Below are 23,693 nucleotides of genomic sequence, written 5' to 3' on the forward strand. Positions count from 1 at the left end.
CACCGGATCGTTTGATGAAATTTACGTCGAAACGATCACTGTTCAAGCAAATCGCCGCGCGCAGCATTCAAATACTGGAACATCGACCACAGCGTCAGCACCGCCGCTACCATAAACAGACCAATACCTGCCCACTCTACCCACTCGTTCGGACGCCAAAGCATCCACACCAGTGCCGCCATTTGTGCCGTGGTTTTAACTTTACCAATCCACGAAACCGCCACGTTGCTGCGTTTGCCAAGTTCAGCCATCCATTCACGCAGTGCGGAGATGATAATTTCACGGGCAATCATGGTTGCGGCCGGGAGAGTCACCCACCAGGAGTGATAATGTTCGACAACCAACACCATCGCGATGGCGACCATCACCTTGTCGGCAACCGGGTCAAGGAACGCCCCGAAACGGGTGCTCTGGTTCCAGCGACGGGCCAGATAGCCGTCAAACCAGTCAGTTATCGCCGCAACGAAGAAGATAAACGCACAGGCAAACGGAGCCCAGACGAATGGCAGATAGAACGCCAGCACGAAAAATGGGATCAGGATGACGCGGAACAATGTAAGCAATGTAGGGATATTAAATTGCATGGCGACGGTAACTATCTGTTGTCAGTAAAATTAGCCCTATGTTGCTACAGAGCCCCTAATGTTTCAACGAGTAGAAGATCTTTTCTGCCAGACCGTGTGAAATACCGGGCACTTTCGCGATATCTTCGACGCTCGCTTTTTGCAGACCTTGCAGCCCGCCCATATATTTCAACAACATCTGACGACGTTTCGGTCCCACGCCCTCGATGGTCTCAAGGGTACTGGTACTTTTCACTTTCGCCCGTTTTTTACGGTGTCCGGTGATAGCGTGATCGTGAGATTCATCGCGAATGTGTTGAATGACGTGCAACGCCGGGGAGTCGGACGGCAGGTTAAACCCCTCACCTTCCGGCTCAAAATACAGCGTTTCCAGGCCAGCTTTTCGGTCACTGCCTTTGGCCACACCGAGCAGTAGCGGATGCTGTTTGTCCCAGTTGACCTCAAGTTCGGCAAAAACCTGCTTCGCCTGACCCAGCTGCCCTTTCCCACCATCAATCAGAATGACGTCTGGGATTTTGCTTTCTTCAATATCTTTGCCATAACGACGGCGCAGCACCTGATTCATCGCTGCATAGTCATCGCCAGGCGTAATGCCGGTGATGTTATAGCGACGATATTCCGCGCGTAGCGGACCGTTGCTATCAAATACCACGCAGGACGCCACAGTTTGCTCGCCCATGGTGTGACTGATGTCGAAACACTCCATACGCTTAACTTCCGGCAGTTCGAGCTGAGCCGCCAGCGCCTTCAGACGCTGATGAATAGTCGAATGCTGAGAAAGCTTAGTTACCAGCGCGGTAGCCGCATTGGTACGCGCCAGCTTCAGGTAACGCGCGCGATCGCCACGGGGCTTGGTCTGAATATTGATGCGTCGGCCGGCAAGTTCAGAAAGGGAATCTGCCAGCAGCGTTTTGTCACCAAGATTAAAATCGAGCAGGATTTCGCCCGGCAGCGTGCGCGCCTGGCTGCCCTGCAGATAGAACTGACCGACAAACGTCTCCACCACTTCGACAGGCTCAGTGCCCGCCGGGACTTTCGGGAAATAACTGCGGCTGCCGAGCACCTTGCCCTGACGGATAAACAGCACGTGAACACAGGCCATGCCGCCGTTAAAGGCCACGCCGATCACATCCAGATCGTCGCCTTCATTAGAAACGAACTGTTTCTCAGTGACACGACGAACCGCCTGAATCTGGTCGCGAATACGTGCGGCTTCTTCGAACGCCAGCGACTGGCTGGCTTTTTCCATCCGGGCCACCAGCTGATTCACAACCTGCTCGTCTTTTCCGGCCAGAAACAGGCGCACGTACTCAACCTGCTGTATATATTCGTCTTCGCTCACCAGCCCTGCAACGCACGGCCCGAGACAGCGGCCAATCTGATATTGCAGGCACGGCCGCGAGCGGTTGCGGTATACGCTGTTTTCGCACTGACGAATGGGGAAAATTTTCTGCAGCAGCGCCAGCGTTTCTCGCACCGCATAGCCGTTAGGGAACGGGCCAAAATATTCGCCTTTCGCGTGCTTCGCGCCGCGGTGCATGGCCAGCCGCGGATGGGTGTCGCCACTCAGGAAGATAAACGGATAGGATTTGTCATCACGTAGCAAAACGTTATAGCGCGGCTGATAGAGCTTGATGTAGTTATGTTCAAGCAGAAGCGCTTCTGTTTCGGTATGGGTAACGGTGACATCTATCTGGGAAATTTGCCCGACGAGCGCTTCGGTTTTGCGTGATCCAAGATTGCTACGGAAGTAGCTGGAAAGGCGCTTTTTGAGATCTTTGGCTTTGCCTACATAGATAACCGTGCCACCAGCATCGTACATACGATAGACGCCGGGCTGGCTGGTCACGGTTTTTAAAAAGGCTTTTGAATCAAATACATCACTCACTGACTTGCTAACGACTCCGCATTACACAGGCCATGGCGAATTGCCAGGTGAGTCAGCTCAACATCGCCATGAATGTTTAATTTACTAAACATACGATAACGATAGCTGTTCACCGTTTTCGGGCTGAGATTCAGTTGTTCAGAAATCTCAGTCACCTTCTGACCTTTGGTGATCATCAGCATAATCTGCAATTCACGTTCAGACAAACTGGCGAACGGGGATTCCGTTGATTTGGGCCCAATTTGACTCAACGCCATTTGCTGAGCGATGTCGGACGCGATGTAACGCTGACCGGCAAACACGGAACGGATGGCGTTGACCACCTCCTGTGGTGCAGCACCTTTGCTCAGATAGCCTGAGGCCCCTGCTTGCATCACTTTTGCTGGCAGTGGATTTTCCGTGTGAACGGTTAACATGATGACTCGAGTATCTGTGGTGGAGCGCGCAATCTTGCGCGTGGCTTCCAGCCCGCCAATACCTGGCATATTCATGTCCATGAGCACGACGTCAACTGGGTTTGCACGGCACCATTTCACCGCATCTTCGCCACAACAGACTTCACCAACAACGTTGATACCCTTTATATCTTCGAGAATGCGTCGTATCCCTGCGCGCACTAGTTCGTGGTCATCAACAAGAAGGATGTTGATCAAAGGAATAATCTCCAGAATAGGGATAACGCAACTGCCTCTAAATTCGCGTCCATATTAACGGGTTTTATCTCGACAATGAAAGGTAAAAGATGTCTCGTTTAAGATTTTACTTGGTTTTCTGGAAATTAGAATTTACATCTACTGGAAACATCCACAAAACAGTCAGATACGACAACCTTGTTTTTAAGCGCTTGCCTCCAAAAATTTCCGGATAACATTACGCTTTACAAAGATGATAAATACATACGCAAAAATGTAACAACAATTAACGGAGCGTGAACCAGTAAGAAACAAATAAGCAGTAGGCGGTTTCTTGTGTGCGATTAATATGTGTAAGCACCTCAGATCAGAGGACAAAAATCCTGCACTCCCGTTTTTACTGTTCTCTGTGGTATACTGCGCGACCTTTACTGAAACACCCCCCGCGTATGCGCGCTGAAATCCAACGAGGAAATAGATGAGCACTCCTGATTTTTCCACTGCTGAAAATAATCAACAATTGTCCCAGGAAGTTTCTTGCCTGAAAGCGTTACTCACGCTGATGTTGCAGGCGATGGGTCAAGCAGACGCAGGACGCGTGATTCTTAAAATGGAAAAGCAAATCACGCAGATGGAAGATGAAGCTCAGGCGGCCGTATTTTCCAGTACCGTTAAGCAAATTAAACAAGCTTACCGCCAGTGATTCCCTACCGGCTGCGAATCATCGCAGCCGGTTTCGCATTGGGTTGCGGTCAGATAATCCCTATCGCTGCGGCATAGCAGGCAATCTGCGTTTTGTTTGGCGCATTAAATTTCTTCTGCATATTCTTTTGATGAAAATTCACCGTATTCTCTGATATCGACAAGATTATCGATATTTCCGCTGAGGTCTTCCCTTCCGCCGTCCACTTCAGAATTTCATGCTCACGCTTACTGAATTTCATTTCCGGCGCCGTCACCATCGTATCTTCCATTCGCACCAGCGCAGCAAGACTGAACTCCATCAGCGTTTGCAGCCGCATTTCAGTTTCATCGTCTGATAATGGGTTAGCCTTGTCGCTCTGTCGTGATACCGATAAAAACCCGAGCGCACGATTAGGCAGCATCAACGATTGGGTAATTCCTCGACGTAAACCGTGCTCACGCGCTGCGTCCCAGAACGCCGGCGTTTCGCTGAATAAGCGCTCGCTCCACGGCAGATGTCCGTTGCGGTAATTTTCGGCTTTCAGCACCGGATCAATGGTGAAATAATTTTCGGCCTGATAATGATCCATCCATGCTTTGGGATAGGTGGTGTGCAAGGAGAGCTTGGGGCGGGTGAAGGGAACCGGGTGGCGCACGCAAAGGGCGAACCAGTCATATTCCAGTGAGTGAGTTTGCTGTTGTAAAATGGCATAGACTTGGTCATTTGCCGTGGCAGACTGAAATTGTTGCGAGATATCCTTCCGCCACTGAAAAAAATCGATGTCCCTCATACCTGAAGAGAAAACTCCTGATTGATAATCATTCCTATGAATACAACAAGCTAACACATAAAACTTATTTATATATATAAAATATCCGTGAAAGCGGAAATAATCTGAAACACCTTGCCTTCACAGGACAATCAGGGGGATGAGCAGGTTATATTTCGATGCAACGCGGAAAGGATGGCGTTTTGAAAGGAAAGTTTTACTTAAGTTAACTGTCTGAGTCATAAAAATGCGTGGCCTGTATTACCAGGCCACAGGAAGTTACTGCATGAGGAACTTTTCGAGGAACTGGCGGGTACGCGGCTGCTGCGGATTAGCAAACAGCGATTTGGCGTCGCCCTGCTCCACGATCCGGCCCTGATCCATGAAAATGGCGCGATCTGCGACGTCGCGCGCAAAGCTCATTTCGTGAGTCACAATCACCATTGTGCGCTTCTCCTTGGCCAGCTGGCGAATGGTGCTTAACACCTCGCCCACCAGTTCCGGATCCAGTGCGGAAGTCGGTTCATCGAACAGGATAACGTCCGGACGCATGGCCAGCGCCCGGGCAATGGCCACACGTTGCTGCTGCCCGCCGGATAAGCGACGCGGGTAGCTGGTTTCTTTGCCCGACAGCCCTACTTTCGCCAGCAGTTCACGCGCCAGCGTAGTGGCTTCGCTTTTGCTTTCACCTTTGACGATAACCGGCCCTTCAATGATGTTCTCCATCACTGTGCGATGCGGAAACAGATTGAAGCTCTGGAACACAAATCCGACATGCTGACGTAAACTGCGAATCAGCCCTTTTTGCTGACTCAGAGGACGCGCAGCGTCGATGGTGATGTCCCCGACCCGAATAGTGCCGCTCTCCGGCTCTTCCAGCAGGTTGATGCTGCGCAGCAGCGTGGTTTTTCCCGAGCCGCTCGGCCCGATAATCGCCACCACTTCGCCCTCTTTCACTTCCAGATCGATCCCGTGCAGCACCGTCTGACCGTGGAATTTCTTGACCAGGTTTTTAACGTCGATAGCACTCATTTCGGGTCACGCTCCTGGCGGTTCAGCTGGTTTTCGAAGTAGTTCTGCAACGCAGACAGCACGGTCGCCATCACCCAGTAAATTAACGACGCGGCCAGGTACATGGTGAACACTTCCAGCGTGCGCGAGGTGATGAGCTGCGCCTGACGGAACAGTTCCGGCACCTGAATGGTGGCCGCCAGCGAGGTGTCTTTCACCAGGCTAATGAAGCTGTTCGACAGCGGCGGCAGCGCCACGCGTGCAGCCTGCGGCAGGATCGCGCGACGTAGCGTTTGCCATGGCGTCATGCCGATACTCGCCGCGGCTTCCCACTGACCTTTATCAATTGAGGAAATCGCCGCGCGCAGCGTTTCAGAGGTATACGCCGCGGTGTTGAGCGACAGGCCAATCATCGCTGCCGGAATCGGATCCAGCTCAATACCAAACTGCGGCAGACCGTAATAGATCATGAACAGCTGGGCGATAAGCGGCGTACCGCGGAAAATCGAAGTGTAAAAACGGGCAATCCAGCGCACCGGCCCGATGGCAGACATGCGCATCAGCGCCAGGATAAAACCCAGCACCAGGCCGAAGAACATCCCGCCAATACTCAGCTGTAGCGTGAACACCGCCCCTTTTAGCAAATAAGGCAGCGAGTCGATAACCAGTTGGATACTTTCTTGCATTATGGCTTCTTTTTATACGTGTGGATGATAGGCAAACAATGCCGGAGCGCCGCCGGTGTGCACAAACAGAATCGGGCCTTCATCCTTAAAGCGTTTCTGGCTGATGCCGTCAATGAGTCCGGCCATCGCCTTGCCGGTGTACACCGGGTCCAGCAAAATCCCTTCCAGGCGAGCGAGCAGTTTCACGGCTTCCATGCCTTCGTCGTTCGGCGTGCCATAGCCCGGCGCGAAATAGTCATCCCAGAGGGTGATATCCGCGTTGGCCTTCAGCTCCAGGCTTTCCGCCACCGCCTGTTGCAGCGTGACGACTTTCGGTTTCTGATCGGCAACGCTTCGGGAAACGGTCACGCCAATCAGTTCCACGTCAGGCATCAGCTGTTCTAAACCGACTGCCAGACCCGCGTGGGTACCTGCGCTGCCGGATGCGACCACAACAGAGGAGAGCGACACTGCGCCTTCACACTGCTGCGCGATTTCCAGCGCGCTTTCGACATAACCCAGCGCACCCAGCGCGTTAGAGCCGCCGACCGGGATCACATACGGACGAAAGCCCTGCGCTTCAACGCGGGTCGCCAGCTCTTCCATCTGACGATTCGGGTCAGTCAGCGCATCGCACATCTCAACCTGCACGTTGAAATAGTCCAGCAGTAGGCGATTGCCATTGGTCAGATAGTTTTCTGCTTTGGTGCCAATCGGGTTTTCCAGCAACGCGATACAGTTCAGGCCAAGCTTCGCCGCCACCGCCGCCGTCTGGCGCACGTGGTTAGACTGAATCGCACCGGCGGTAATCAACGTGTCTGCGCCTTCGCGCAGCGCATCTGCCGCGAGAAATTCAAGCTTGCGCAGCTTGTTGCCACCCATCGCCATCGGCGTGACGTCATCGCGCTTAATAAGAATTTCGCGGCCCAGGTAATCGGACAGACGCGGCAGGTATTCCAGCGGCGTCGGCGAACCAATAAATTCCAGCCGTGGGAAGCGAGTAAGGTTTTGCAGTGACATAGCACCTCCTGATTTTCTTTTTATTATGCACACAGTTGCGGGCAAAATAAAAAAAGGCGCTAAATAGCGCCTTTTTTAAGCGATGCTGTGTTATTTGGTGACGTCAGCGCCGAACCATTTTTCAGACAGCGCTTTCAGGCTACCGTCTTTCTGCATACCCGCAATCGCGGCATCGATAGCTTTCAGCATATCTTCGTTGCCTTTACGCAGCGCAACACCAGACTCCTGACGGGAGAACGCTTCACCAGTGACAGCCAGCGTATTGTTGGTTTTCTTCACCAGATCCAACGCTGCCAGACGGTCAACCAGAATCGCATCGATACGGCCTACACGCAGATCCTGATATTTAGTCGGATCGTCATCATAGGTACGCACGTCCACGCCCTGCACGTTCTGACGCAGCCACTCTTCATAGTTGGTGCCCAGACCCACGCCGACTTTTTTGCCTTTCAGGTCAGCCGCGGTTTTGATAACACCTTCGTTGCCTTTTTTCACCAGCGCCTGAACACCGGACACGGTATACGGCGTGGAGAAGTCATATTTCTGCTTACGCACATCTGAAATGGTGACCTGGTTAATAACCACGTCGATACGTTTGGAATCCAGCGAGGCCAGCATTCCGTCCCATTTGGTCGGTTTCAGGTCCGCTTTCACGCCCAGATGCTTCGCCAGCTCCTGCGCGAATTCCACTTCAAAGCCGGTCAGTTTGCCGTCATCGCCCTGGAAGCTGAACGGAGGATAGGTGCCTTCCAGACCGACGCGCAGCGTGCCGCGTTCTTTAACCTGGTTCAGCAGGTTTTCCGCGGCGAAGGTTTTCACGCTTGCCCCGGCGACCAGCGCCACGGCCATCATTCCCATCAGAGCCTGACGGCCCATAAATGCTAATTTCATCATTCCCCCGAAAATTCGAATTTTTTGCAGTGTAAGACGTTTGGGAAAAACAGCTAATACCCGTCCGTTATATGCCATTCAAATTTAATATAACTCAGAGGTTGCCTGATACGCGAACTTCTGTTGGCCCAACACCGGCCGCAGGTTTTTGAATTGCGAATACTTTCGCAGTGCAATGCGATAGTTGTTGGTGCTGGTCTGCGGAAGCCACGGCGCGAGGTTTTCGTCCGCTTCGCCATCGAGCAGCTCACGGTCGATTTTCAGGGCCGACAGATGATTGCCAAGCCGACGCAGGCGCACGACATATTCGCGCACAGTGCCCGGGCTCATGTCAGTGTGTTCGAACAGATACTGTTTAAAGCCGAGGATATCGAAGAAGTCACTCTGCTCTTTGCAGTGCAGGTCGCCGCAGAAGCGGCACAGCGCGACCCACTCGCGGCGCTCCTGCAGCCAGTCGGCTTCATCCATTAAGGTATCGAGGCGGGAAATGGCGATTTTGTTGACGATTTCCCCGCTGCGCACAAGCGTAATGCGATCGAGCATTTTGTGGCAGTGGGCACAATGCGTCTGGCTGTGTTTAAAGTCTTTAAGATAGCGGCTTAAAGGCCGTCTTTTTACCTGCTGCACCGTCATGATAACTCCTGGTAGTCAATGCTATGTGCGGCATTACTCCAGGCGCGACGGCTTAGCCGCCTTCCTGGTACCGACCCAGTTTTGTTCGCAAACGCTTGATGGCCTGACTGTGAAGCTGACTGACGCGCGACTCTCCCACCTCCAGCACTGCCCCAATCTCTTTCAGATTGAGCTCTTCCTGGTAGTAGAGCGTCAGCACCAGCTGCTCACGTTCCGGTAACGCTTCAATCGCGTCCATCACGCGCTGACGCAGGTTGCCTTCCATCAGTTGATGGAGCGGGTTCTCCCGTTGATTCTCTTCAGTTACCAGCTCGATACTGTCGCCGTGCTCTTCCCGCCACTCGTCGTAGGAGAAAATCTGGCTGTTATTGGTATCCAGCAGCATCTGTCGATACTCTTCAACAGCAATGCCAAGACGTTGGGCGACTTCTGTTTCCGTCGCGTTACGTCCCAGCTCCTGTTCCAGTTGACCCATCGCCTGCGCCACTTCTCGGGCATTGCGGCGGACGCTGCGCGGCACCCAATCGCGGCTGCGCAATTCGTCCAGCATCGCGCCACGTATGCGCTGTACTGCATAGGTGGTAAATGCCGTGCCTTGCAGAGCATCGTAACGTTCGACGGCATTCAATAACCCAATGCCGCCCGCCTGAAGCAGATCGTCCAGTTCCACGCTCGCGGGCAGACGCACCTGAAGGCGCAATGCTTCGTGTCGCACCAAAGGAACATAACGCTGCCACAGCGAGTGTTTATCCATTACACCTTCAGCGGTATACAGTGAATTCACGATAAACAGCCCTGCAATAGTTGAGTTATCGGCATGATTATCCGTTTCTGGAGGGTTTTTAATCGACGGAATAGTGGCTAAAAGGGGGGGTTATTTGGCGAGTTAAGTAAAACTCTAAAACGAAAAAACCCCGCCGAGGCGGGGTTGGATGCATTATCAGGATTAGCCCTGCAGCAGAGACAGAACCTGCTGTGGAACCTGGTTTGCTTTCGCTAACACGGAGTTACCCGCCTGCTGGATGATCTGCGCTTTAGACATATTCGACACTTCGGTCGCATAGTCGGCGTCCTGAATACGGGACTGCGCTTCAGACAGGTTGGTGGTGGTGTTGTTCAGGTTGGTGATGGCAGAGTCCAGACGGTTCTGCACCGCACCCAGGGAAGAACGGAATTTATCAACGGATGCGATAGCTTTGTCCAGCAGAGCCAGTGGATCAGCTGAAGATGCACCTGCGAACACATCAGTTGTTGCTGTCAAATCGTATGGTGTATCAGTTGTTGTACCTGATTTCGCATCGGTGTTAGCTGTTGCGCCATTCGCTAAGAGCGCAGCATTGGCTGCCAGGTTTTTACCCTGAACCGTAACGAATGCAGTCGGAGCACCAGTAGAGTCAGCCCCAACTTTAACCAGTTGGTTACTCTGCGCTGCACCAGTTACGCCATTAGTAGAATCATTATAAGTCACTTTAGCAGTGTTCAGCGTAACTGCGCCATTTGCCGCTACTGTTGCAGCATAGAAATCATTGCCAGACTGAACTACATACTTATCAGTTGCCGCACCCGCAGCATTATTGACGTTATGCAGGGTCAGAGAGCTCGCATCAACTTTTAGAGAAACTGCTGCAGCCGCCAGGTCAACTTTAACTGGAGCAGTTGCGCCGCCAGTGCCGATCTGGGTAATAGAATCACCAACGCTCAGGCTCTGCTTAGACACGGAGAAAGCATTCAGACCCAGAGTAGAAGAGTCGATCTGCTGCAGGTCGATGTCGATGGTCTGGCCATCGTTCGCGCCAACCTGGATGGACATGGCGCCGTTTTTAGCCAGCACGTTCACGCCGTTGAACTGAGTCTGACCGGATACGCGGTCAATTTCGTCCAGACGGGATTTGATTTCGTCCTGGATTGAAGAAAGATCAGAATCAGAGTTGGTACCGGTGGTTGCCTGAACGGTCAGTTCACGCACACGCTGTAAGTTGTTGTTGATTTCGGACAGCGCGCCTTCAGCGGTCTGCGCCAGAGAGATACCGTCGTTGGCGTTACGTGCTGCCTGAGTCAGGCCCTTGATGTTAGAGGTGAAGCGGTTAGCAATCGCCTGGCCCGCCGCATCGTCTTTCGCGCTGTTGATACGCAGACCAGAAGACAGACGCTCAATGGAAGTCGACAGAGCAGACTGGTTTTTGTTGATGTTGTTCTGAGTGATCAGCGAGAGGCTGTTGGTATTGATGACTTGTGCCATGATTTCGTTTCCTGTGTTTCACGTCTGTGGTTACGGTTTGGGTTTCCACCCGTCGGCTCAATCGCCGTCAATGTGGTTATCGTCGTCCCCCCACCAACCTTTAGATTTTTTTCACACTTTTTTTCACAGACTGCGGAATTATTTTTTAGCCGCCGAAATAGTCTTCCCTGTTGCCTTTATTCCCGCCATTAAAAAAAGAAAATTAACCGTAAACTTTGCACCAACCCCGCCGATAACCCCGGTATTCGTTTTACATGTCAAAAGATTAAGGAATAAATATGGCAAGTATTTCTACGCTGGGAATAGGTTCGGGTCTCGATTTAAGTACCATTCTGGATAACCTTGAAGCCGCTGAAAAAGCGACGTTGACGCCTATCTCTACTCAGCAGTCGTCCTATACCGCAAAACTGAGCGCATACGGAACCTTAAAAAGCGCGCTGGTCTCTTTCCAGACCGCCAACACTGCGCTGAACAACGCCGATTTATTTACCTCAACCACCACCAGCAGTAGCTCTTCTGCCTTTAGCGCCACCACCACCGGCAGCGCCATTGCCGGAAAATACACCATCAGCGTGTCACAGCTGGCGCAGGCGCAAACACTGACCACCACCGGCTCCCAGGCTGACAGCAAAACCGCGATTGCCAGCGCTGACAGCAGCATCACCATTCAGCAAGGCGGCGGCAAAGACGCGGTTAAGATTGATATCAGCGCAGCGAACTCTTCCCTGAGCGGCATTCGCGATGCGATTAACAAAGCCGATGCGGGCGTCAGCGCCAGTATCATCAACGTCGGTAACGGGCAATATCGCCTGTCGATCACCGCCAACGATACCGGCTCTGATAACGCAATGACAATCAGCGTCAGCGGCGACAGCGCCCTGCAAAGCTTTATGGGCTACGACGCGTCCGGCAATGGCGGCATGGAAGAGTCCGTTACGGCACAAAACGCCAAGCTTAAAGTTAATAATGTCGATATCGAGAACAGCAGCAACACCATCAGCGATGCGCTGGAAGACATCACGCTGAATCTGAACGACACCACTACCGGCAACCAGACGCTGACGATTGCGAAAGACACCTCAAAATCTGAAAGTGCGATTAACGCGTGGGTCACGGCCTATAACGCGCTGCAGGACACCTTCAGCTCGCTGACCAAATACACCAAGGTTGATACTGGAACGGATGCCCAGGACACCAGCAACGGCGCCCTACTCGGCGACAGCACCCTGCGCACCATTCAGACCCAGCTGAAAAGCATGCTCTCCAGCTCCACCGGCAGCTCAGCGTATAAAACCCTGGCGCAGATTGGCGTCACCTCTGACCCAAGCACCGGCAAACTGACCGTTGACAGCACTAAGCTTGAAAGTGCGCTGAAAACCAACTCCGCAGACATCAAAGACATGTTTGTCGGCGACGGCAAAACCACTGGCATCACCACTACGATGGGCAGCAACCTGACCAGCTGGCTCTCGACGACAGGGATTATTCAGGCCGCCACCGATGGCGTGAGTAAGACACTGAACAACCTGACGACGCAATACAACGACGCCAGTGACCGGATCGACACTCTGATGGCGCGTTACAAAGCCCAGTTTACCCAGCTGGACGTGATGATGAGTTCGCTGAACTCCACCAGCAGCTATCTGACGCAGCAGTTCGAATCAACGTCCAGCAGCAAAAGCTAATTAAATATGCCCAGGAGCTAACATGTACGGCGCAAAAGGCACACAGACCTACGCAAAAATCGGAGTTGAAAGCGCGGTAATGAGCGCGAGCCAGCAGCAGCTGGTGACTCTGCTGTTTGATGGTGCACTCAGCGCACTGGTGCGCGCGCGCCTGTTTATGCAAGACAACAACCTTGAGGGGAAAGGCCTTTCCCTCTCGAAAGCCATCAACATCATCGAAAACGGCCTTAAAGTCGGGCTGGACGCAGAGAGTGACGATGAGCTTACGCAAAACCTGATTGCGCTTTACGCCTATATGGTCAGGCGTCTCTTGCAGGCCAATCTGCGTAACGAGGTGTCTGCCGTTGAAGAGGTGGAGGCCCTACTGCGCGATATCGCTGATGCCTGGAAAGAAGTTGCCCTCTCGCCCACTCTGATTCAGGACGCCGTCTAATGAGCACTGCACCGCAACTCTATAGTCTGTACCAGCAGCTGCTTGACCGAAGCCTCGTCATGCTGCGATTCGCCACAGAAGGACAATGGGACGAACTGATTGCCTGTGAAATGGAGTATGTCAGTGCGGTGCAAAAGCTGGCAGAAATCACACAACAAACGGAGCCGTCGACTGTCATCCAGGATCAGCTGCGTCCGGTACTGCGCGCTATCCTCGATAACGAAACCGAGGTCAAACGCCTGCTGCAGGCGCGAATGGAGGAGCTGGCAAAACTGGTTGGTCAGTCCACCATTCAGAAATCGGTCCTCACCACCTACGGCAAACAGGGCGGTCACGTTCTGGTGCCGCAGGAAAGCCGCGACACGCCAACCAACTGATTCGCTGGCGCGCACTGCGCGCCAGGCGTTTTTCCGCTTTGTATTCCATACTAGAGTCTCCTTGTCACACGGAGTCTGTGTATGCGCAATCCTACCCTGTTGCAATGTTTTCACTGGTATTACCCCACTGGCGGTGAATTGTGGCGAGAGGTCGAAGCGCTTGCGCCCAATCTCAATGAAATTGGCGTGAACATGATTTGGCTCCCCCCGGCGTATAAAGGCGCGTCGGGTGGATATTCAGTCGGCTATGACAGCTACGATCTTTTCGACCTCGGCGAATTTGATCAAAAAGGATCGGTCGCCACCAAATACGGCGATAAGACTCAGCTGTTGGCAGCCATCGATGCGCTGAAAAAGAACGATATTGCGGTGCTGCTCGACGTGGTGGTAAACCATAAAATGGGCGCCGACGAAAAAGAACGCATTCAGGTCCAGCGCGTAAACGATCAGGACCGCACGCAAATTGATGATGAAGTGATCGAGTGCGACGCGTGGACCAAATACTTTTTCCCGGTCCGCGCGGGGAAATATTCGCAGTTCGTCTGGGATTACAAATGCTTCAGCGGCATCGACCACATCGAAAATCCGGATGAAAACGGCGTCTTTAAAATCGTCAATGATTACAGTGGCGAGGGCTGGAACGATCAGGTCGACAACGAAATGGGCAACTTCGACTACCTGATGGGCGAGAATATTGATTTCCGTAATCATGCAGTCACCGAGGAACTCAAATACTGGGCGCGCTGGGTGATGGAACAAACTCAATGCGACGGTTTCCGTCTGGATGCGGTGAAACATATTCCGGCGTGGTTCTACAAAGAGTGGATTGAGCACGTGCAGGAAGTGGCGCCAAAGCCGCTGTTCATTGTGGCGGAATACTGGTCCCACGAGGTCGATAAGCTCCAGCATTACATCAATCAGGTCGATGGGCAGACGCTGCTGTTTGATGCGCCATTGCAGATGAAATTCCACGAGGCCTCACGCCTGGGCCGCGATTATGACATGAGTCAGATTTTCACCGGCACGCTGGTAGAAGCCGATCCATTCCATGCCATTACACTGGTCACCAATCACGACACCCAACCACTACAGGCGCTGGAAGCCCCGGTCGAACCGTGGTTTAAACCGCTGGCCTATGCACTAATATTACTGCGAGAAAACGGCGTGCCGTCGGTATTCTACGCAGACCTGTTCGGGGCGAGTTACGAAGACACAGGTGGCGACGGTAATAGCTATAAAATCGACATGCCGGTGATTGAGCAACTACACGAGCTGATTGACGCCCGCCAGCGCTTCGCCCACGGCGTGCAAACGCTGTATTTTGATCATCCGAACTGCATCGCCTTCAGCCGCAGCGGGACTGAGGACGCACCCGGCTGCGTGGTGGTGATGTCCAACGGCGACGAAGGCGAAAAAACGCTGACGCTCGGCGACAACTACGGCAACAAGCGCTGGAAAGATTTTCTCAATAATCGCGAAGAAGTGGTCGAAACTGATGAGCAAGGCAACGGCGTCTTTACCTGTAACGGCGGTAGCGTGAGCGTGTGGGTAATGGAGGACGTGCTTTAAAGCGTGAGCTCAAATTCACCCCGGCGGCGCGATGCCAGCCGGGTATACACGTAAAACAGATTACGGTAGCGGGGATAATAGCGGATTTTTTTGCAGGTAATCCGCGCATTCCTGCGTTGGGCGATCGACGCGTTTTAAGGTCATGCGATCGTAATCAATGCGCTCGCCTTCCCGGTCAATCGAATAGACGTCTTTGCGGTTGGTGACGTTATACAGGTCATCGCTGCGCAGCATCAGTTTGCCCGGTAATGCGATAACGCGCTGCCACTGGCGGCAATCCAGCGTATCCCCTTCCGGCGTAATAATCAGCGTGGCAATCGCTTCCGGGCTGATCATCGCACTCTGCGGCCCTTCCGACTGCCAGTAACCCGCCAGCCCCGCCGGGGCCGGCGCCTTGACCACATTATTGTAGTCGTCAATCTGAGCACAGCCGCTCAGCGCCAACAGAGCGCCGATAATCGCAATCTTTTTCATCACCTATCCTGAAAACCGTGAAAAAAATATTGTGTCATTAAAGCGTTATCGCTTCCAGCCTTTACTGCGGCGCAAGCGTGAGTCTTACGAGTAAACAAACTGCGTGATGGTGACAGGCATGGTTTTTCTCTGCGTTAGCGGGTCGTAATGGGAAGTATGGTCGCTTACGGCGAGACAAGTGTACTCTGCGGGGAAAAAATCATTTGCCAGGCATTCAGCACAATAAAACAGACACATTCCTGATTGCTCTAATTTGTTCCAAATCAATATCGCCATTAATTCATTCATTCATTAAATAAATTAATTCGCGTCAATCCATAAATGCAGCATATGATTGGCGCGCTTTAAATAAGCACATTTTAAAAAATAATATAAAGGTTAAATTTGATGATAGTTGATGTTAAAACTCTGGCGGTACTGGCGATATTATTCTCCAGTACCTGTAATGCCGCTTTTGAAAATATTAATGGAGGTGATTACCCGCGGACGAGTGACATGGGCCAGTATGCCGAAGTCATGAACCACTCAGACCGCTACGGCTCTGTGCCAACTGATGCGGCGGCTCAAGTGGAGAGTGATGCTAACAAGGCTTGGGGCAATAGTTATATTGATGCGAAGAACGGGGTTAATCAGCCCACAAACCAGCCAGTTTCCGGATATGGGAGCGCCTATCTTGATGCTAAGAATAGTCAATCAGGTTTCGGTAGCACCTATCTTGACGCCAAAAACAATCAGACGGGATATATTAAAAACGATCCTACGGGCAAGCCCGTTAATATTGTGTCAATGACAGGCATTAACCCTTCGCAACCGTCAATTAATGTTGCGGTCAATACTCTTTCACCATCCACGCGCGTGCTGACTCCCCACGGGGTGGTAACTGCAGGCTCGTTACCTGCAAATACACAGGTCACCGTGGCATTTAAAAGTGCCTTTTCCACCACACCGAAAAACGGTCATGCTCATTCTGCTCACGATAGTGGTGGAGAGCATGGCACCGGGAATGGTGCGAATAACGCAGCGGGCACCCATAGCGCACACGGCTTAGGCGGTAACTCGCATATTGGTGGTGGCCTTTCAGGCGGCGGGTTCCATTATTAAACACTGAAAGGGGCTAACGCCCCTTTTTTTACCGCCCACGGCTGACCATCATGAGGCCATTTTCACCGCTACACCTGCATGCCCATCATTTCCTGGTACGCCGCCACCAACTTGTTACGCACCTGAATGCCCATCTGCAGGGAGACGGATGATTTTTGCAGGTCGGTCATCACATCATTCAGCGCAATACCCGGCTCACCTAAGGCAAATTTCTCTGCCTGCGCTTTGGCGCTGTTTTGCGTATCGCTGATGCGGTCGAGGGCGGCATTGAGCTGGCCCGCAAAGCTGATAGACGGCTGTTCTTCCACCTGCTGATTGCGCGCGACGCTGGCCGCGGCCTGCATCTGCGTCAATACCCCTTCGATACCTGTAATGGCCATGTTAATCCCCTGGTCGATGTTATGGGCAGTGAGATTATCAGTTTGTCAATGAGATAAAGGCGCTAATTAACGTTAAAAAACCCGACTATTTGACCCATAGAAAATTCTGGAACGGCAAATAATGGCATAGCACCCATTTTGCCTTTGCCGACCGGGAGTCAGCCTTGCTTTTGTACACGTTTAACGCCATCGACCTGGATTCACGAGGTGCGCAATGAGCGCGACAGCCACGACCACGACACCAACCAAGATGCCTGAGTGGGTCGCTCGCCTGCGCGCTAACCCGAAAATCCCATTAATGGTTGCCAGCGCAGCCGCCGTCGCGATCGTTGTCGCGCTGGTGCTGTGGGCGAAAGCGCCTGACTATCGCACGCTGTTCAGTAACCTGACCGATCAGGACGGCGGTGCCATCGTCACTCAGCTTCAGCAAATGAACGTCCCGTATCGCTTTGCTGATAGCGGCGGCGCCATTGAAGTGCCTGCCGATAAAGTGCATGAGCTGCGTCTGCGTCTGGCCCAGCAAGGCCTGCCGAAAGGCGGTGCAGTTGGGTTTGAGCTGCTGGATCAGGAAAAATTTGGTATCAGCCAGTTCAGCGAGCAGGTGAACTATCAACGTGCGCTGGAAGGTGAACTCGCGCGTACCATCGAAACCCTCGGCCCAGTGAAAAGCGCCCGCGTGCATCTGGCCATGCCGAAGCCTTCATTATTTGTGCGTGAGCAGAAACTTCCCTCCGCTTCCGTCACGCTGAACCTCGAACCGGGCCGTGCGCTTGATGAAGGCCAGATTGCTGCGGTGGTACATTTGGTGTCCAGCGCCGTAGCAGGCCTGCCGCCGGGTAACGTGACGCTGGTCGATCAGGGCGGTCATCTGTTGACCCAGTCCAATACCGGCGATCGCGACCTGAATGACACTCAGCTGAAATATGCCTCTGATGTTGAAGCCCGCGTGCAGCGCCGCATTGAATCCATTCTGTCGCCGATTGTCGGCAACGGAAATATCCACGCGCAGGTCACCGCGCAGATCAACTTCGACAATAAAGAGCAGACCGAAGAGCAATACAGCCCGAACGGCGATGCCAGCCAGGCGGTAATGCGCTCGCGTCAAGTGAATGAGAACGAGCAGATTGGCGGCCAGAACCCAGGCGGCGTGCCGGGTGCATTGTCCAACTCCCCTGCTCCAGCGCCGAATGCCCCTATCTCGACGCCACCAGCGAACCAGCAGGCGGGTGCGCAAGGTCAGCAGCGTAATACCAGCACGAATAACCAGAGCGGGCCGCGCAACACTTCGCGTAACGAAACCACCAACTACGAAGTCGACCGGACGATTCGCCACACCAAAATGAACGTCGGCGATATCCAGCGTCTGTCGGTGGCGGTAGTGGTGAACTACAAAAATCTGCCGGATGGCAAGCCGCTGCCGCTGACCGCCGATCAGATGAAGCAAATTGAAGATTTGACCCGCGAAGCGATGGGCTACTCCACGACCCGTGGCGACACCCTGAACGTGGTCAACTCCCCATTTACCGCAGGCGACGAAAGCGGTGGCGAACTGCCGTTCTGGCAACAGCAGTCGTTCATCGACCAGATACTGTCCGCCGGACGCTGGGTATTGATCGCCCTGGTGGCGTGGATCCTGTGGCGCAAAGCCGTGCGTCCGCAGCTGGTGCGTCGCGAGGAAATCGCTAAAGCCGCCCAGGAAGAAGCGAAAATGGAGCGCGAAACTGCCGATGCGGTGGAAGTTCGCCTCAGCAAAGATGAACAACAGCAGAGTCGCCGCGTCAACCAGCGCCTGAGCGCAGAAGTGATGAGCCAGCGTATTCGCGAAATGTCAGACAACGATCCGCGCGTCGTCGCGCTGGTCATTCGCCAGTGGATGAGCAACGACCATGAGTAACACGACCCTTTCAGGCACCGATAAAAGCGTCATCCTGCTGATGACCATTGGCGAAGATCGCGCGGCGGAGGTGTTCAAGCACCTCAATACTCGCGAGGTGCAAACCCTCAGTGCGGCGATGGCCAACGTGCGTCAGATTTCGAACAAGCAGCTGACTGACGTGCTGGCAGAGTTTGAGCAGGAAGCTGAGCAGTATGCAGCACTGAACGTCAATGCTAATGAATACCTGCGTTCGGTACTGGTGAAAGCGTTGGGCGAAGAGCGTGCCGCCAGCCTGCTGGAAGACATTCTCGAAACCCGCGAAACCACCAGTGGTATCGAAACACTCAACTTTATGGAGCCACAAAGCGCCGCAGACCTTATTCGCGACGAGCATCCGCAGATCATCGCCACCATCCTCGTACACCTCAAACGCGGTCAGGCGGCGGATATTCTGGCGCTGTTCGACGAGCGTTTGCGCCACGACGTGATGCTGCGTATCGCCACCTTTGGCGGCGTGCAGCCAGCGGCGTTGGCGGAACTGACCGAAGTGCTGAACAACCTGCTCGACGGCCAGAACCTCAAGCGCAGCAAGATGGGCGGCGTGAGAACCGCAGCAGAAATTATCAACCTGATGAAAACCCAGCAGGAAGAAGCGGTCATTACCGCCGTACGCGAATTCGACGGCGAGCTGGCGCAGAAAATCATCGACGAGATGTTCCTGTTCGAAAATCTGGTCGAAGTGGACGACCGCAGCATCCAGCGCCTGTTGCAGGAAGTGGATTCCGAATCCCTGCTCATCGCGCTCAAAGGTGGCGAACAGCCGCTGCGCGAGAAGTTCCTGCGCAATATGTCCCAGCGCGCCGCCGATATCCTGCGCGACGATCTGGCCAACCGCGGCCCGGTTCGTCTGTCTCAGGTCGAAAACGAACAGAAAGCGATTCTGCTTATTGTGCGTCGTTTAGCGGAAACTGGCGAGATGGTGATTGGCAGCGGAGACGACACCTATGTCTGATTCCACACCATGGAAAATCTGGCAGCCTGACGACCTTGCTCCACCGATGCAGGCGTTTGTGCCAGAGTTCAGTGAAAGCCGCATCGAGGAGCCAGTCGATGCAATTTCCGAAGAGCAAAAGCTGCAACAGCAGCTGGCGCAGATACAGATGCAGGCCCACGAACAGGGCTATAACGCCGGACTGGCAGAAGGCCGCGCCGCCGGGCAGTCACAGGGTTATCAGGAAGGCTTAGCGCAAGGCCTCGAACAGGGTCAGGCGCAAGCGCAGCAGCAGCAGATCCCGCTGCACGCACGGATGCAGCAGCTGGTCAGTGAGTTCCAGCACACGCTGGATGCGCTGGACAGCGTGATCGCCTCGCGTCTGATGCAAATGGCGCTGGAAGCTGCGCGGCAGGTGATCGGCCAGGCGCCGATTGTCGATAACTCGGCGCTGATCAAACAGATTCAGGCTTTATTGCAGCAGGAACCGTTGTTCAGTGGCAAACCGCAGTTGCGCGTACACCCTGACGATTTGCAGCGCGTGGAAGATATGGTCGGCGCGACGCTGAGCCTGCACGGCTGGCGGCTGCGCGGTGACCCGTCGCTGCACCACGGTGGCTGTAAAATCTCCGCCGATGAGGGTGACCTTGATGCCAGCGTCGCCACCCGCTGGCAGGAGCTGTGCCGCCTGGCCGCTCCGGGAGTGGTGTAATGACCGCTCGCCTGACCCGTTGGCTCAACATGCTCGATAATTTCGAGACCAAAATGACGCAACTGCCGTCGGTGCGTCGCTACGGTCGTTTGACCCGCGCCACCGGGCTGGTGCTGGAAGCCACCGGGCTGCAATTGCCGCTCGGCGCGACCTGCATTATTGAACGTCAAAACGGAAAAGAAACTCACGAAGTGGAAAGCGAAGTCGTGGGCTTCAACGGTCAGCGCCTGTTTTTGATGCCGCTCGAAGAGGTGGAAGGCATTTTGCCCGGCGCCCGCGTGTATGCGCGTAACGCCTCCGGCGACGGTCTGCAAAGCGGGAAACAGTTACCGCTCGGCCCGGCACTGCTCGGGCGCGTACTCGACGGAGCAGGTAAACCGCTCGACGGCCTGCCCGCCCCGGACACCACCGAAACCGGCGCGCTCATCACCCAGCCGTTTAACCCGTTGCAGCGTACCGCCATTGAACACGTGCTCGACACCGGCGTACGGCCGATTAATGCCCTGCTCACCGTCGGACGCGGCCAGCGTATGGGCCTGTTCGCCGGTTCCGGGGTCGGTAAAAGCGTGCTGCTCGGCATGATGGCGCGCTACACCCAGGCCGATGTAATTGTGGTGGGCCTGATTGGCGAGCGTGGTCGCGAAGTCAAAGATTTTATCGAGAACATTCTCGGAGCCGACGGACGCGCACGCTCGGTGGTGATCGCCGCCCCCGCGGATGTCTCGCCACTGCTGCGTATGCAGGGTGCAGCCTACGCCACGCGCATTGCTGAAGATTTCCGTGACCGTGGTCAGCATGTGTTGCTGATCATGGACTCCCTGACCCGTTACGCCATGGCCCAGCGTGAAATCGCGCTAGCTATCGGCGAACCGCCCGCGACCAAAGGCTACCCACCTTCGGTATTTGCCAAACTGCCCGCGCTGGTTGAACGCGCCGGGAACGGCATCAGCGGTGGCGGCTCGGTCACTGCTTTTTATACCGTGCTCACAGAGGGCGACGATCAGCAGGATCCGATCGCTGACTCCGCGCGCGCGATCCTTGACGGCCACATCGTGTTGTCCCGCCGTCTGGCGGAAGCGGGCCACTATCCGGCCATCGACATCGAAGCCTCTATCAGCCGCGCCATGACCTCTCTGATCACCGAGAAACACTACGCCCGGGTGAGAAACTTCAAACAACTGCTTTCCAGCTTCCAGCGCAACCGCGACCTGGTGAGCGTCGGGGCGTATGCCAAAGGCAGCGATCCGATGCTCGACAAGGCGATCGCACTGTGGCCGCAGCTGGAGGGTTTTCTGCAACAGGGTATTTTCGAAAAAGCGGACTGGGAAGAGTCACTTCAGGCACTTGAGATTATCTTCCCGGTAGCCTGAGAGCAGGAGTAAATCATCATGGCGGAACATGGCGCATTAACCACGCTGAAAGAACTGGCCGAAAAAGACGTCGACAACGCCGCCCTGCAGTTGGGCGAGATGCGACGCGGCTGCCATCAGGCGGAAGAGCAGCTGAAGATGCTGATGGATTACCAGCTTGAGTACCAGAATAACCTGAACGACAACATGTCTCAGGGCATGGCCAGCCTGCGCTGGCAGAACTATCAGCAGTTTATTCAGACCCTGGAAAAGGCAATCGACCAGCACCGTCAGCAGCTGTTGCAGTGGAACCGTAAAGTCGATCAGGCGTTGAGCGCCTGGCGTGAGAAAAAGCAGCGTTTGCAGGCATGGCAGACGCTACAGGACAGACAGGCCGCCGCGACGCTGCTGGCGGAAAACCGTCTGGACCAGAAAAAAATGGATGAGTTCGCCCAGCGTGCCACCTTAAGGAAATCCGAATGATTACTCTGCCGAAACTTATCGTCAGTGATACCGACATCTCCCCTTCTGGACAAAGTAGCGCGGCCACCGGTACCGCTGACAGCGCTGAGGACTTTTTTGCCCTGCTCTCCGGCGCGATGTCCGGTAAGACGGGTAAAGACGGCAAGCTGACACTGGCCGACCTCCAGGAAGCGAGTCAGAAACTGCCTCAGGGCGAGGCCAAAACCACGCTCAGTAAACTGCTGGCGCAGCAGACTGACGACGACGCGAAGAAGGTGCACGTCACGACACTGACCGATGCGCAGTCGGTGTTGAGCGCCCTGACGCCAGAAGTCAAAAGCGACGTGGTAAAGCAGCTGACCAAAGATTTGCAAAAGATCGACGACAAACCGTCGTTGAGTGATGAAGAGATGGCCGGTTTGAACGCGCTGATGGCGATGCTGCCACACACCGCGACCACCGCCTCGGCACTGCCCGCAACCCAGACGGCTGGCGTGACTGCCACGTCCGGATCTTCTGCGAAAGGCATTGCAGAATTAGCGTCTGCGGCAACCAGCGTCGACACCGGCAATACCGGGCATTCCACGGGGAAAGCATTTACGTTCCCTCCGGCGGCGCATGGCCTGCAAGCCGTTCAGACTGACGATGCCTCCGGCAGCCAGACCACCCCGCTGGTGGCCGCTGCCGCAATGAAAGCCGATACTGACAGTTCACTCTCAGCCGCCGCGCCGACGGTAAACATTGCTCCGGTTATCAGCAACGCCACCGCCACGGTAAATACACATCCGGTGGTGACCGTCAACTCTCAACTCGGTACGCCGGAGTGGCAGCAGAACATCAGCCAGCAGATCACACTGTTTACCCGCCAGGGCCAGCAAACCGCCGAGCTTAAGCTGCATCCGGAAAACTTAGGCCAGGTGAATATCACCCTCAAGATTGACGATAACCAGGCGCAAATTCAGATGATGTCACCGCACAGTCACGTGCGTGCCGCGCTCGAAGCGGCTATTCCAACGCTGCGCACGCAGTTGGCGGATAACGGCATTCAGCTGTCGCAGAGCAACGTCAGCGGCGAAAGTTTTGCCGGACAACAACAGCAGCAATCCTCTTTCGGTCAGTCTTCTTCGCAACGTTCTGCTGAAGGTCGGGCATTTGCTGCCGATGAAGAAGAGACCCTGAGCGTTCCAGTGAGCCTGCAAGCGCAGGCCCGGGGTAACGGTAGCGTCGACACGTTCGCCTAACGCCAGAGGTAGCACGATTATTCCCG

The 23,693-nt window shown here is 54.3% G+C and carries 25 protein-coding genes; 12 read left to right on the forward strand and 13 right to left on the reverse strand.

Translation table 11 applies throughout. The annotated features are described in order from the left end of the window. Window positions 1–35 precede the first annotated feature (35 nt). Genes pgsA through uvrY form a run of 3 tightly spaced genes read right to left on the reverse strand, consistent with a single transcriptional unit; the run spans window position 36 to window position 3,125 of the window. On the reverse strand, window positions 36–584 hold the full coding sequence (pgsA, locus tag MUU46_RS15165; protein WP_110509640.1) for a CDP-diacylglycerol--glycerol-3-phosphate 3-phosphatidyltransferase: 549 nt from the start codon (window positions 582–584) through the stop codon (window positions 36–38). A gap of 55 nt (window positions 585–639) precedes the next feature. Continuing rightward, window positions 640–2,472 (reverse strand): excinuclease ABC subunit UvrC, encoded by a 1,833-nt coding sequence (uvrC, locus tag MUU46_RS15170; protein WP_258965928.1) that lies wholly within the window; start codon window positions 2,470–2,472, stop codon window positions 640–642. After that, window positions 2,469–3,125: a UvrY/SirA/GacA family response regulator transcription factor gene (gene uvrY / locus MUU46_RS15175; protein ID WP_159753373.1), complete on the reverse strand. Its 657-nt coding sequence runs from the start codon at window positions 3,123–3,125 to the stop codon at window positions 2,469–2,471. Before uvrY ends, uvrC begins: the two co-directional genes overlap by 4 nt. 457 nt (window positions 3,126–3,582) lie before the next feature. Here uvrY and MUU46_RS15180 point away from each other — a divergent pair, with 457 nt between their 5' ends. Further along, a complete protein-coding gene (locus tag MUU46_RS15180; RefSeq protein WP_159775409.1) occupies window positions 3,583–3,807 on the forward strand; it encodes a DUF2594 family protein in 225 nt (74 codons plus the stop codon). A gap of 49 nt (window positions 3,808–3,856) precedes the next feature. On the opposite strand, the gene sdiA is transcribed toward MUU46_RS15180, so the two are convergent. The 8 genes from sdiA to MUU46_RS15220 all read right to left on the reverse strand — a co-directional run bounded on the left by sdiA (window position 3,857) and on the right by MUU46_RS15220 (window position 11,017). Next, complete coding sequence (sdiA, locus tag MUU46_RS15185) at window positions 3,857–4,579, reverse strand: quorum-sensing transcriptional regulator SdiA (RefSeq protein ID WP_258965929.1); 723 nt, start codon at window positions 4,577–4,579, stop codon at window positions 3,857–3,859. Window positions 4,580–4,837: 258 nt separating this feature from the next. Continuing rightward, the gene (gene tcyN, locus MUU46_RS15190) at window positions 4,838–5,590 is read right to left on the reverse strand and encodes an L-cystine ABC transporter ATP-binding protein TcyN (RefSeq protein ID WP_159753367.1); all 753 of its coding nucleotides are present in this window, start codon (window positions 5,588–5,590) and stop codon (window positions 4,838–4,840) included. Further along, window positions 5,587–6,255 (reverse strand): cystine ABC transporter permease, encoded by a 669-nt coding sequence (gene tcyL, locus MUU46_RS15195; RefSeq protein ID WP_110509634.1) that lies wholly within the window; start codon window positions 6,253–6,255, stop codon window positions 5,587–5,589. Before tcyL ends, tcyN begins: the two co-directional genes overlap by 4 nt. A gap of 12 nt (window positions 6,256–6,267) precedes the next feature. Beyond that, entirely contained in the window at window positions 6,268–7,254 is a 987-nt protein-coding gene (gene dcyD, locus MUU46_RS15200; RefSeq protein ID WP_258965930.1) for a D-cysteine desulfhydrase, read from the reverse strand. A gap of 90 nt (window positions 7,255–7,344) precedes the next feature. After that, a complete protein-coding gene (tcyJ, locus tag MUU46_RS15205; RefSeq protein WP_159753363.1) occupies window positions 7,345–8,145 on the reverse strand; it encodes a cystine ABC transporter substrate-binding protein in 801 nt (266 codons plus the stop codon). Between the two features lie 84 nt (window positions 8,146–8,229). Then, on the reverse strand, window positions 8,230–8,778 hold the full coding sequence (fliZ, locus tag MUU46_RS15210) for a flagella biosynthesis regulatory protein FliZ (protein WP_159753361.1): 549 nt from the start codon (window positions 8,776–8,778) through the stop codon (window positions 8,230–8,232). A 52-nt stretch (window positions 8,779–8,830) separates the two neighbouring features. Continuing rightward, window positions 8,831–9,562, reverse strand: a complete 732-nt coding sequence (locus tag MUU46_RS15215) for an RNA polymerase sigma factor FliA (RefSeq protein WP_159753359.1) — start codon at window positions 9,560–9,562, stop codon at window positions 8,831–8,833. Window positions 9,563–9,724: 162 nt separating this feature from the next. After that, window positions 9,725–11,017, reverse strand: coding sequence for a FliC/FljB family flagellin (locus MUU46_RS15220; protein WP_258965931.1), 1,293 nt, complete (start codon window positions 11,015–11,017; stop codon window positions 9,725–9,727). Window positions 11,018–11,295: 278 nt separating this feature from the next. Between MUU46_RS15220 and fliD the strand changes: the two genes are divergently transcribed. The 4 genes from fliD to amyA all read left to right on the forward strand — a co-directional run bounded on the left by fliD (window position 11,296) and on the right by amyA (window position 15,081). Further along, the gene (gene fliD, locus MUU46_RS15225) at window positions 11,296–12,702 is read left to right on the forward strand and encodes a flagellar filament capping protein FliD (RefSeq protein ID WP_258965932.1); all 1,407 of its coding nucleotides are present in this window, start codon (window positions 11,296–11,298) and stop codon (window positions 12,700–12,702) included. A gap of 22 nt (window positions 12,703–12,724) precedes the next feature. Next, window positions 12,725–13,135, forward strand: a complete 411-nt coding sequence (fliS, locus tag MUU46_RS15230; RefSeq protein WP_258965933.1) for a flagellar export chaperone FliS — start codon at window positions 12,725–12,727, stop codon at window positions 13,133–13,135. Continuing rightward, on the forward strand, window positions 13,135–13,512 hold the full coding sequence (fliT, locus tag MUU46_RS15235; protein WP_110509627.1) for a flagella biosynthesis regulatory protein FliT: 378 nt from the start codon (window positions 13,135–13,137) through the stop codon (window positions 13,510–13,512). The genes fliS and fliT overlap by 1 nt, the downstream gene beginning before the upstream one ends. An 81-nt stretch (window positions 13,513–13,593) precedes the next feature. Then, complete coding sequence (gene amyA, locus MUU46_RS15240) at window positions 13,594–15,081, forward strand: alpha-amylase (RefSeq protein ID WP_258965934.1); 1,488 nt, start codon at window positions 13,594–13,596, stop codon at window positions 15,079–15,081. Window positions 15,082–15,141: 60 nt separating this feature from the next. On the opposite strand, the gene yedD is transcribed toward amyA, so the two are convergent. Next, window positions 15,142–15,555: a lipoprotein YedD gene (gene yedD, locus MUU46_RS15245; protein WP_258965935.1), complete on the reverse strand. Its 414-nt coding sequence runs from the start codon at window positions 15,553–15,555 to the stop codon at window positions 15,142–15,144. Between the two features lie 387 nt (window positions 15,556–15,942). On the opposite strand from yedD, the gene MUU46_RS15250 reads away from it, so the two are divergent. Beyond that, the gene (locus MUU46_RS15250) at window positions 15,943–16,656 is read left to right on the forward strand and encodes a hypothetical protein (protein ID WP_258965936.1); all 714 of its coding nucleotides are present in this window, start codon (window positions 15,943–15,945) and stop codon (window positions 16,654–16,656) included. A 68-nt stretch (window positions 16,657–16,724) separates the two neighbouring features. Here the strand turns inward: MUU46_RS15250 and fliE are convergent, their stop codons facing one another. Beyond that, entirely contained in the window at window positions 16,725–17,036 is a 312-nt protein-coding gene (gene fliE / locus MUU46_RS15255; protein ID WP_159753340.1) for a flagellar hook-basal body complex protein FliE, read from the reverse strand. A gap of 214 nt (window positions 17,037–17,250) precedes the next feature. Between fliE and fliF the strand changes: the two genes are divergently transcribed. From fliF to MUU46_RS15285, 6 genes are read left to right on the forward strand one after another with little or no spacing between them, the layout of a single operon-like run. Then, a complete protein-coding gene (gene fliF / locus MUU46_RS15260) occupies window positions 17,251–18,930 on the forward strand; it encodes a flagellar basal-body MS-ring/collar protein FliF (RefSeq protein ID WP_258965937.1) in 1,680 nt (559 codons plus the stop codon). After that, entirely contained in the window at window positions 18,923–19,924 is a 1,002-nt protein-coding gene (fliG, locus tag MUU46_RS15265; RefSeq protein ID WP_258965938.1) for a flagellar motor switch protein FliG, read from the forward strand. Before fliF ends, fliG begins: the two co-directional genes overlap by 8 nt. Beyond that, window positions 19,917–20,615, forward strand: a complete 699-nt coding sequence (gene fliH / locus MUU46_RS15270) for a flagellar assembly protein FliH (protein ID WP_258965939.1) — start codon at window positions 19,917–19,919, stop codon at window positions 20,613–20,615. The genes fliG and fliH overlap by 8 nt, the downstream gene beginning before the upstream one ends. After that, window positions 20,615–21,985 carry a flagellar protein export ATPase FliI gene (fliI, locus tag MUU46_RS15275; RefSeq protein WP_159753333.1) on the forward strand — a complete coding sequence of 457 codons (1,371 nt, stop codon included), beginning with the start codon at window positions 20,615–20,617 and terminating at the stop codon, window positions 21,983–21,985. The genes fliH and fliI overlap by 1 nt, the downstream gene beginning before the upstream one ends. A gap of 18 nt (window positions 21,986–22,003) precedes the next feature. Beyond that, complete coding sequence (gene fliJ, locus MUU46_RS15280) at window positions 22,004–22,447, forward strand: flagellar export protein FliJ (protein WP_258965940.1); 444 nt, start codon at window positions 22,004–22,006, stop codon at window positions 22,445–22,447. Next, window positions 22,444–23,667: a flagellar hook-length control protein FliK gene (locus MUU46_RS15285; RefSeq protein ID WP_258965941.1), complete on the forward strand. Its 1,224-nt coding sequence runs from the start codon at window positions 22,444–22,446 to the stop codon at window positions 23,665–23,667. The genes fliJ and MUU46_RS15285 overlap by 4 nt, the downstream gene beginning before the upstream one ends. The last annotated feature ends 26 nt before the right edge of the window (window positions 23,668–23,693 follow it).

It is taken from the genome of Scandinavium tedordense (assembly GCF_024764965.1).
In the GTDB taxonomy this organism is placed as follows: Bacteria; Pseudomonadota; Gammaproteobacteria; order Enterobacterales; family Enterobacteriaceae; genus Scandinavium; species Scandinavium tedordense.

Coding starts and splice junctions, on each gene's coding strand:
- fliI (WP_159753333.1), top strand. CDS start 20,615: ATGACCGCTCGCCTGACCCGTTGGCTCAACATGCTCGATAATTTCGAG.
- MUU46_RS15180 (WP_159775409.1), top strand. CDS start 3,583: ATGAGCACTCCTGATTTTTCCACTGCTGAAAATAATCAACAATTGTCC.
- tcyL (WP_110509634.1), bottom strand. CDS start 6,255: ATGCAAGAAAGTATCCAACTGGTTATCGACTCGCTGCCTTATTTGCTA.
- fliT (WP_110509627.1), top strand. CDS start 13,135: ATGAGCACTGCACCGCAACTCTATAGTCTGTACCAGCAGCTGCTTGAC.
- fliG (WP_258965938.1), top strand. CDS start 18,923: ATGAGTAACACGACCCTTTCAGGCACCGATAAAAGCGTCATCCTGCTG.
- fliE (WP_159753340.1), bottom strand. CDS start 17,036: ATGGCCATTACAGGTATCGAAGGGGTATTGACGCAGATGCAGGCCGCG.
- MUU46_RS15250 (WP_258965936.1), top strand. CDS start 15,943: ATGATAGTTGATGTTAAAACTCTGGCGGTACTGGCGATATTATTCTCC.
- MUU46_RS15220 (WP_258965931.1), bottom strand. CDS start 11,017: ATGGCACAAGTCATCAATACCAACAGCCTCTCGCTGATCACTCAGAAC.
- fliZ (WP_159753361.1), bottom strand. CDS start 8,778: ATGACGGTGCAGCAGGTAAAAAGACGGCCTTTAAGCCGCTATCTTAAA.
- amyA (WP_258965934.1), top strand. CDS start 13,594: ATGCGCAATCCTACCCTGTTGCAATGTTTTCACTGGTATTACCCCACT.
- tcyN (WP_159753367.1), bottom strand. CDS start 5,590: ATGAGTGCTATCGACGTTAAAAACCTGGTCAAGAAATTCCACGGTCAG.
- fliF (WP_258965937.1), top strand. CDS start 17,251: ATGAGCGCGACAGCCACGACCACGACACCAACCAAGATGCCTGAGTGG.
- fliS (WP_258965933.1), top strand. CDS start 12,725: ATGTACGGCGCAAAAGGCACACAGACCTACGCAAAAATCGGAGTTGAA.
- MUU46_RS15285 (WP_258965941.1), top strand. CDS start 22,444: ATGATTACTCTGCCGAAACTTATCGTCAGTGATACCGACATCTCCCCT.
- sdiA (WP_258965929.1), bottom strand. CDS start 4,579: ATGAGGGACATCGATTTTTTTCAGTGGCGGAAGGATATCTCGCAACAA.
- fliJ (WP_258965940.1), top strand. CDS start 22,004: ATGGCGGAACATGGCGCATTAACCACGCTGAAAGAACTGGCCGAAAAA.
- fliD (WP_258965932.1), top strand. CDS start 11,296: ATGGCAAGTATTTCTACGCTGGGAATAGGTTCGGGTCTCGATTTAAGT.
- fliH (WP_258965939.1), top strand. CDS start 19,917: ATGTCTGATTCCACACCATGGAAAATCTGGCAGCCTGACGACCTTGCT.
- pgsA (WP_110509640.1), bottom strand. CDS start 584: ATGCAATTTAATATCCCTACATTGCTTACATTGTTCCGCGTCATCCTG.
- yedD (WP_258965935.1), bottom strand. CDS start 15,555: ATGAAAAAGATTGCGATTATCGGCGCTCTGTTGGCGCTGAGCGGCTGT.
- dcyD (WP_258965930.1), bottom strand. CDS start 7,254: ATGTCACTGCAAAACCTTACTCGCTTCCCACGGCTGGAATTTATTGGT.
- tcyJ (WP_159753363.1), bottom strand. CDS start 8,145: ATGAAATTAGCATTTATGGGCCGTCAGGCTCTGATGGGAATGATGGCC.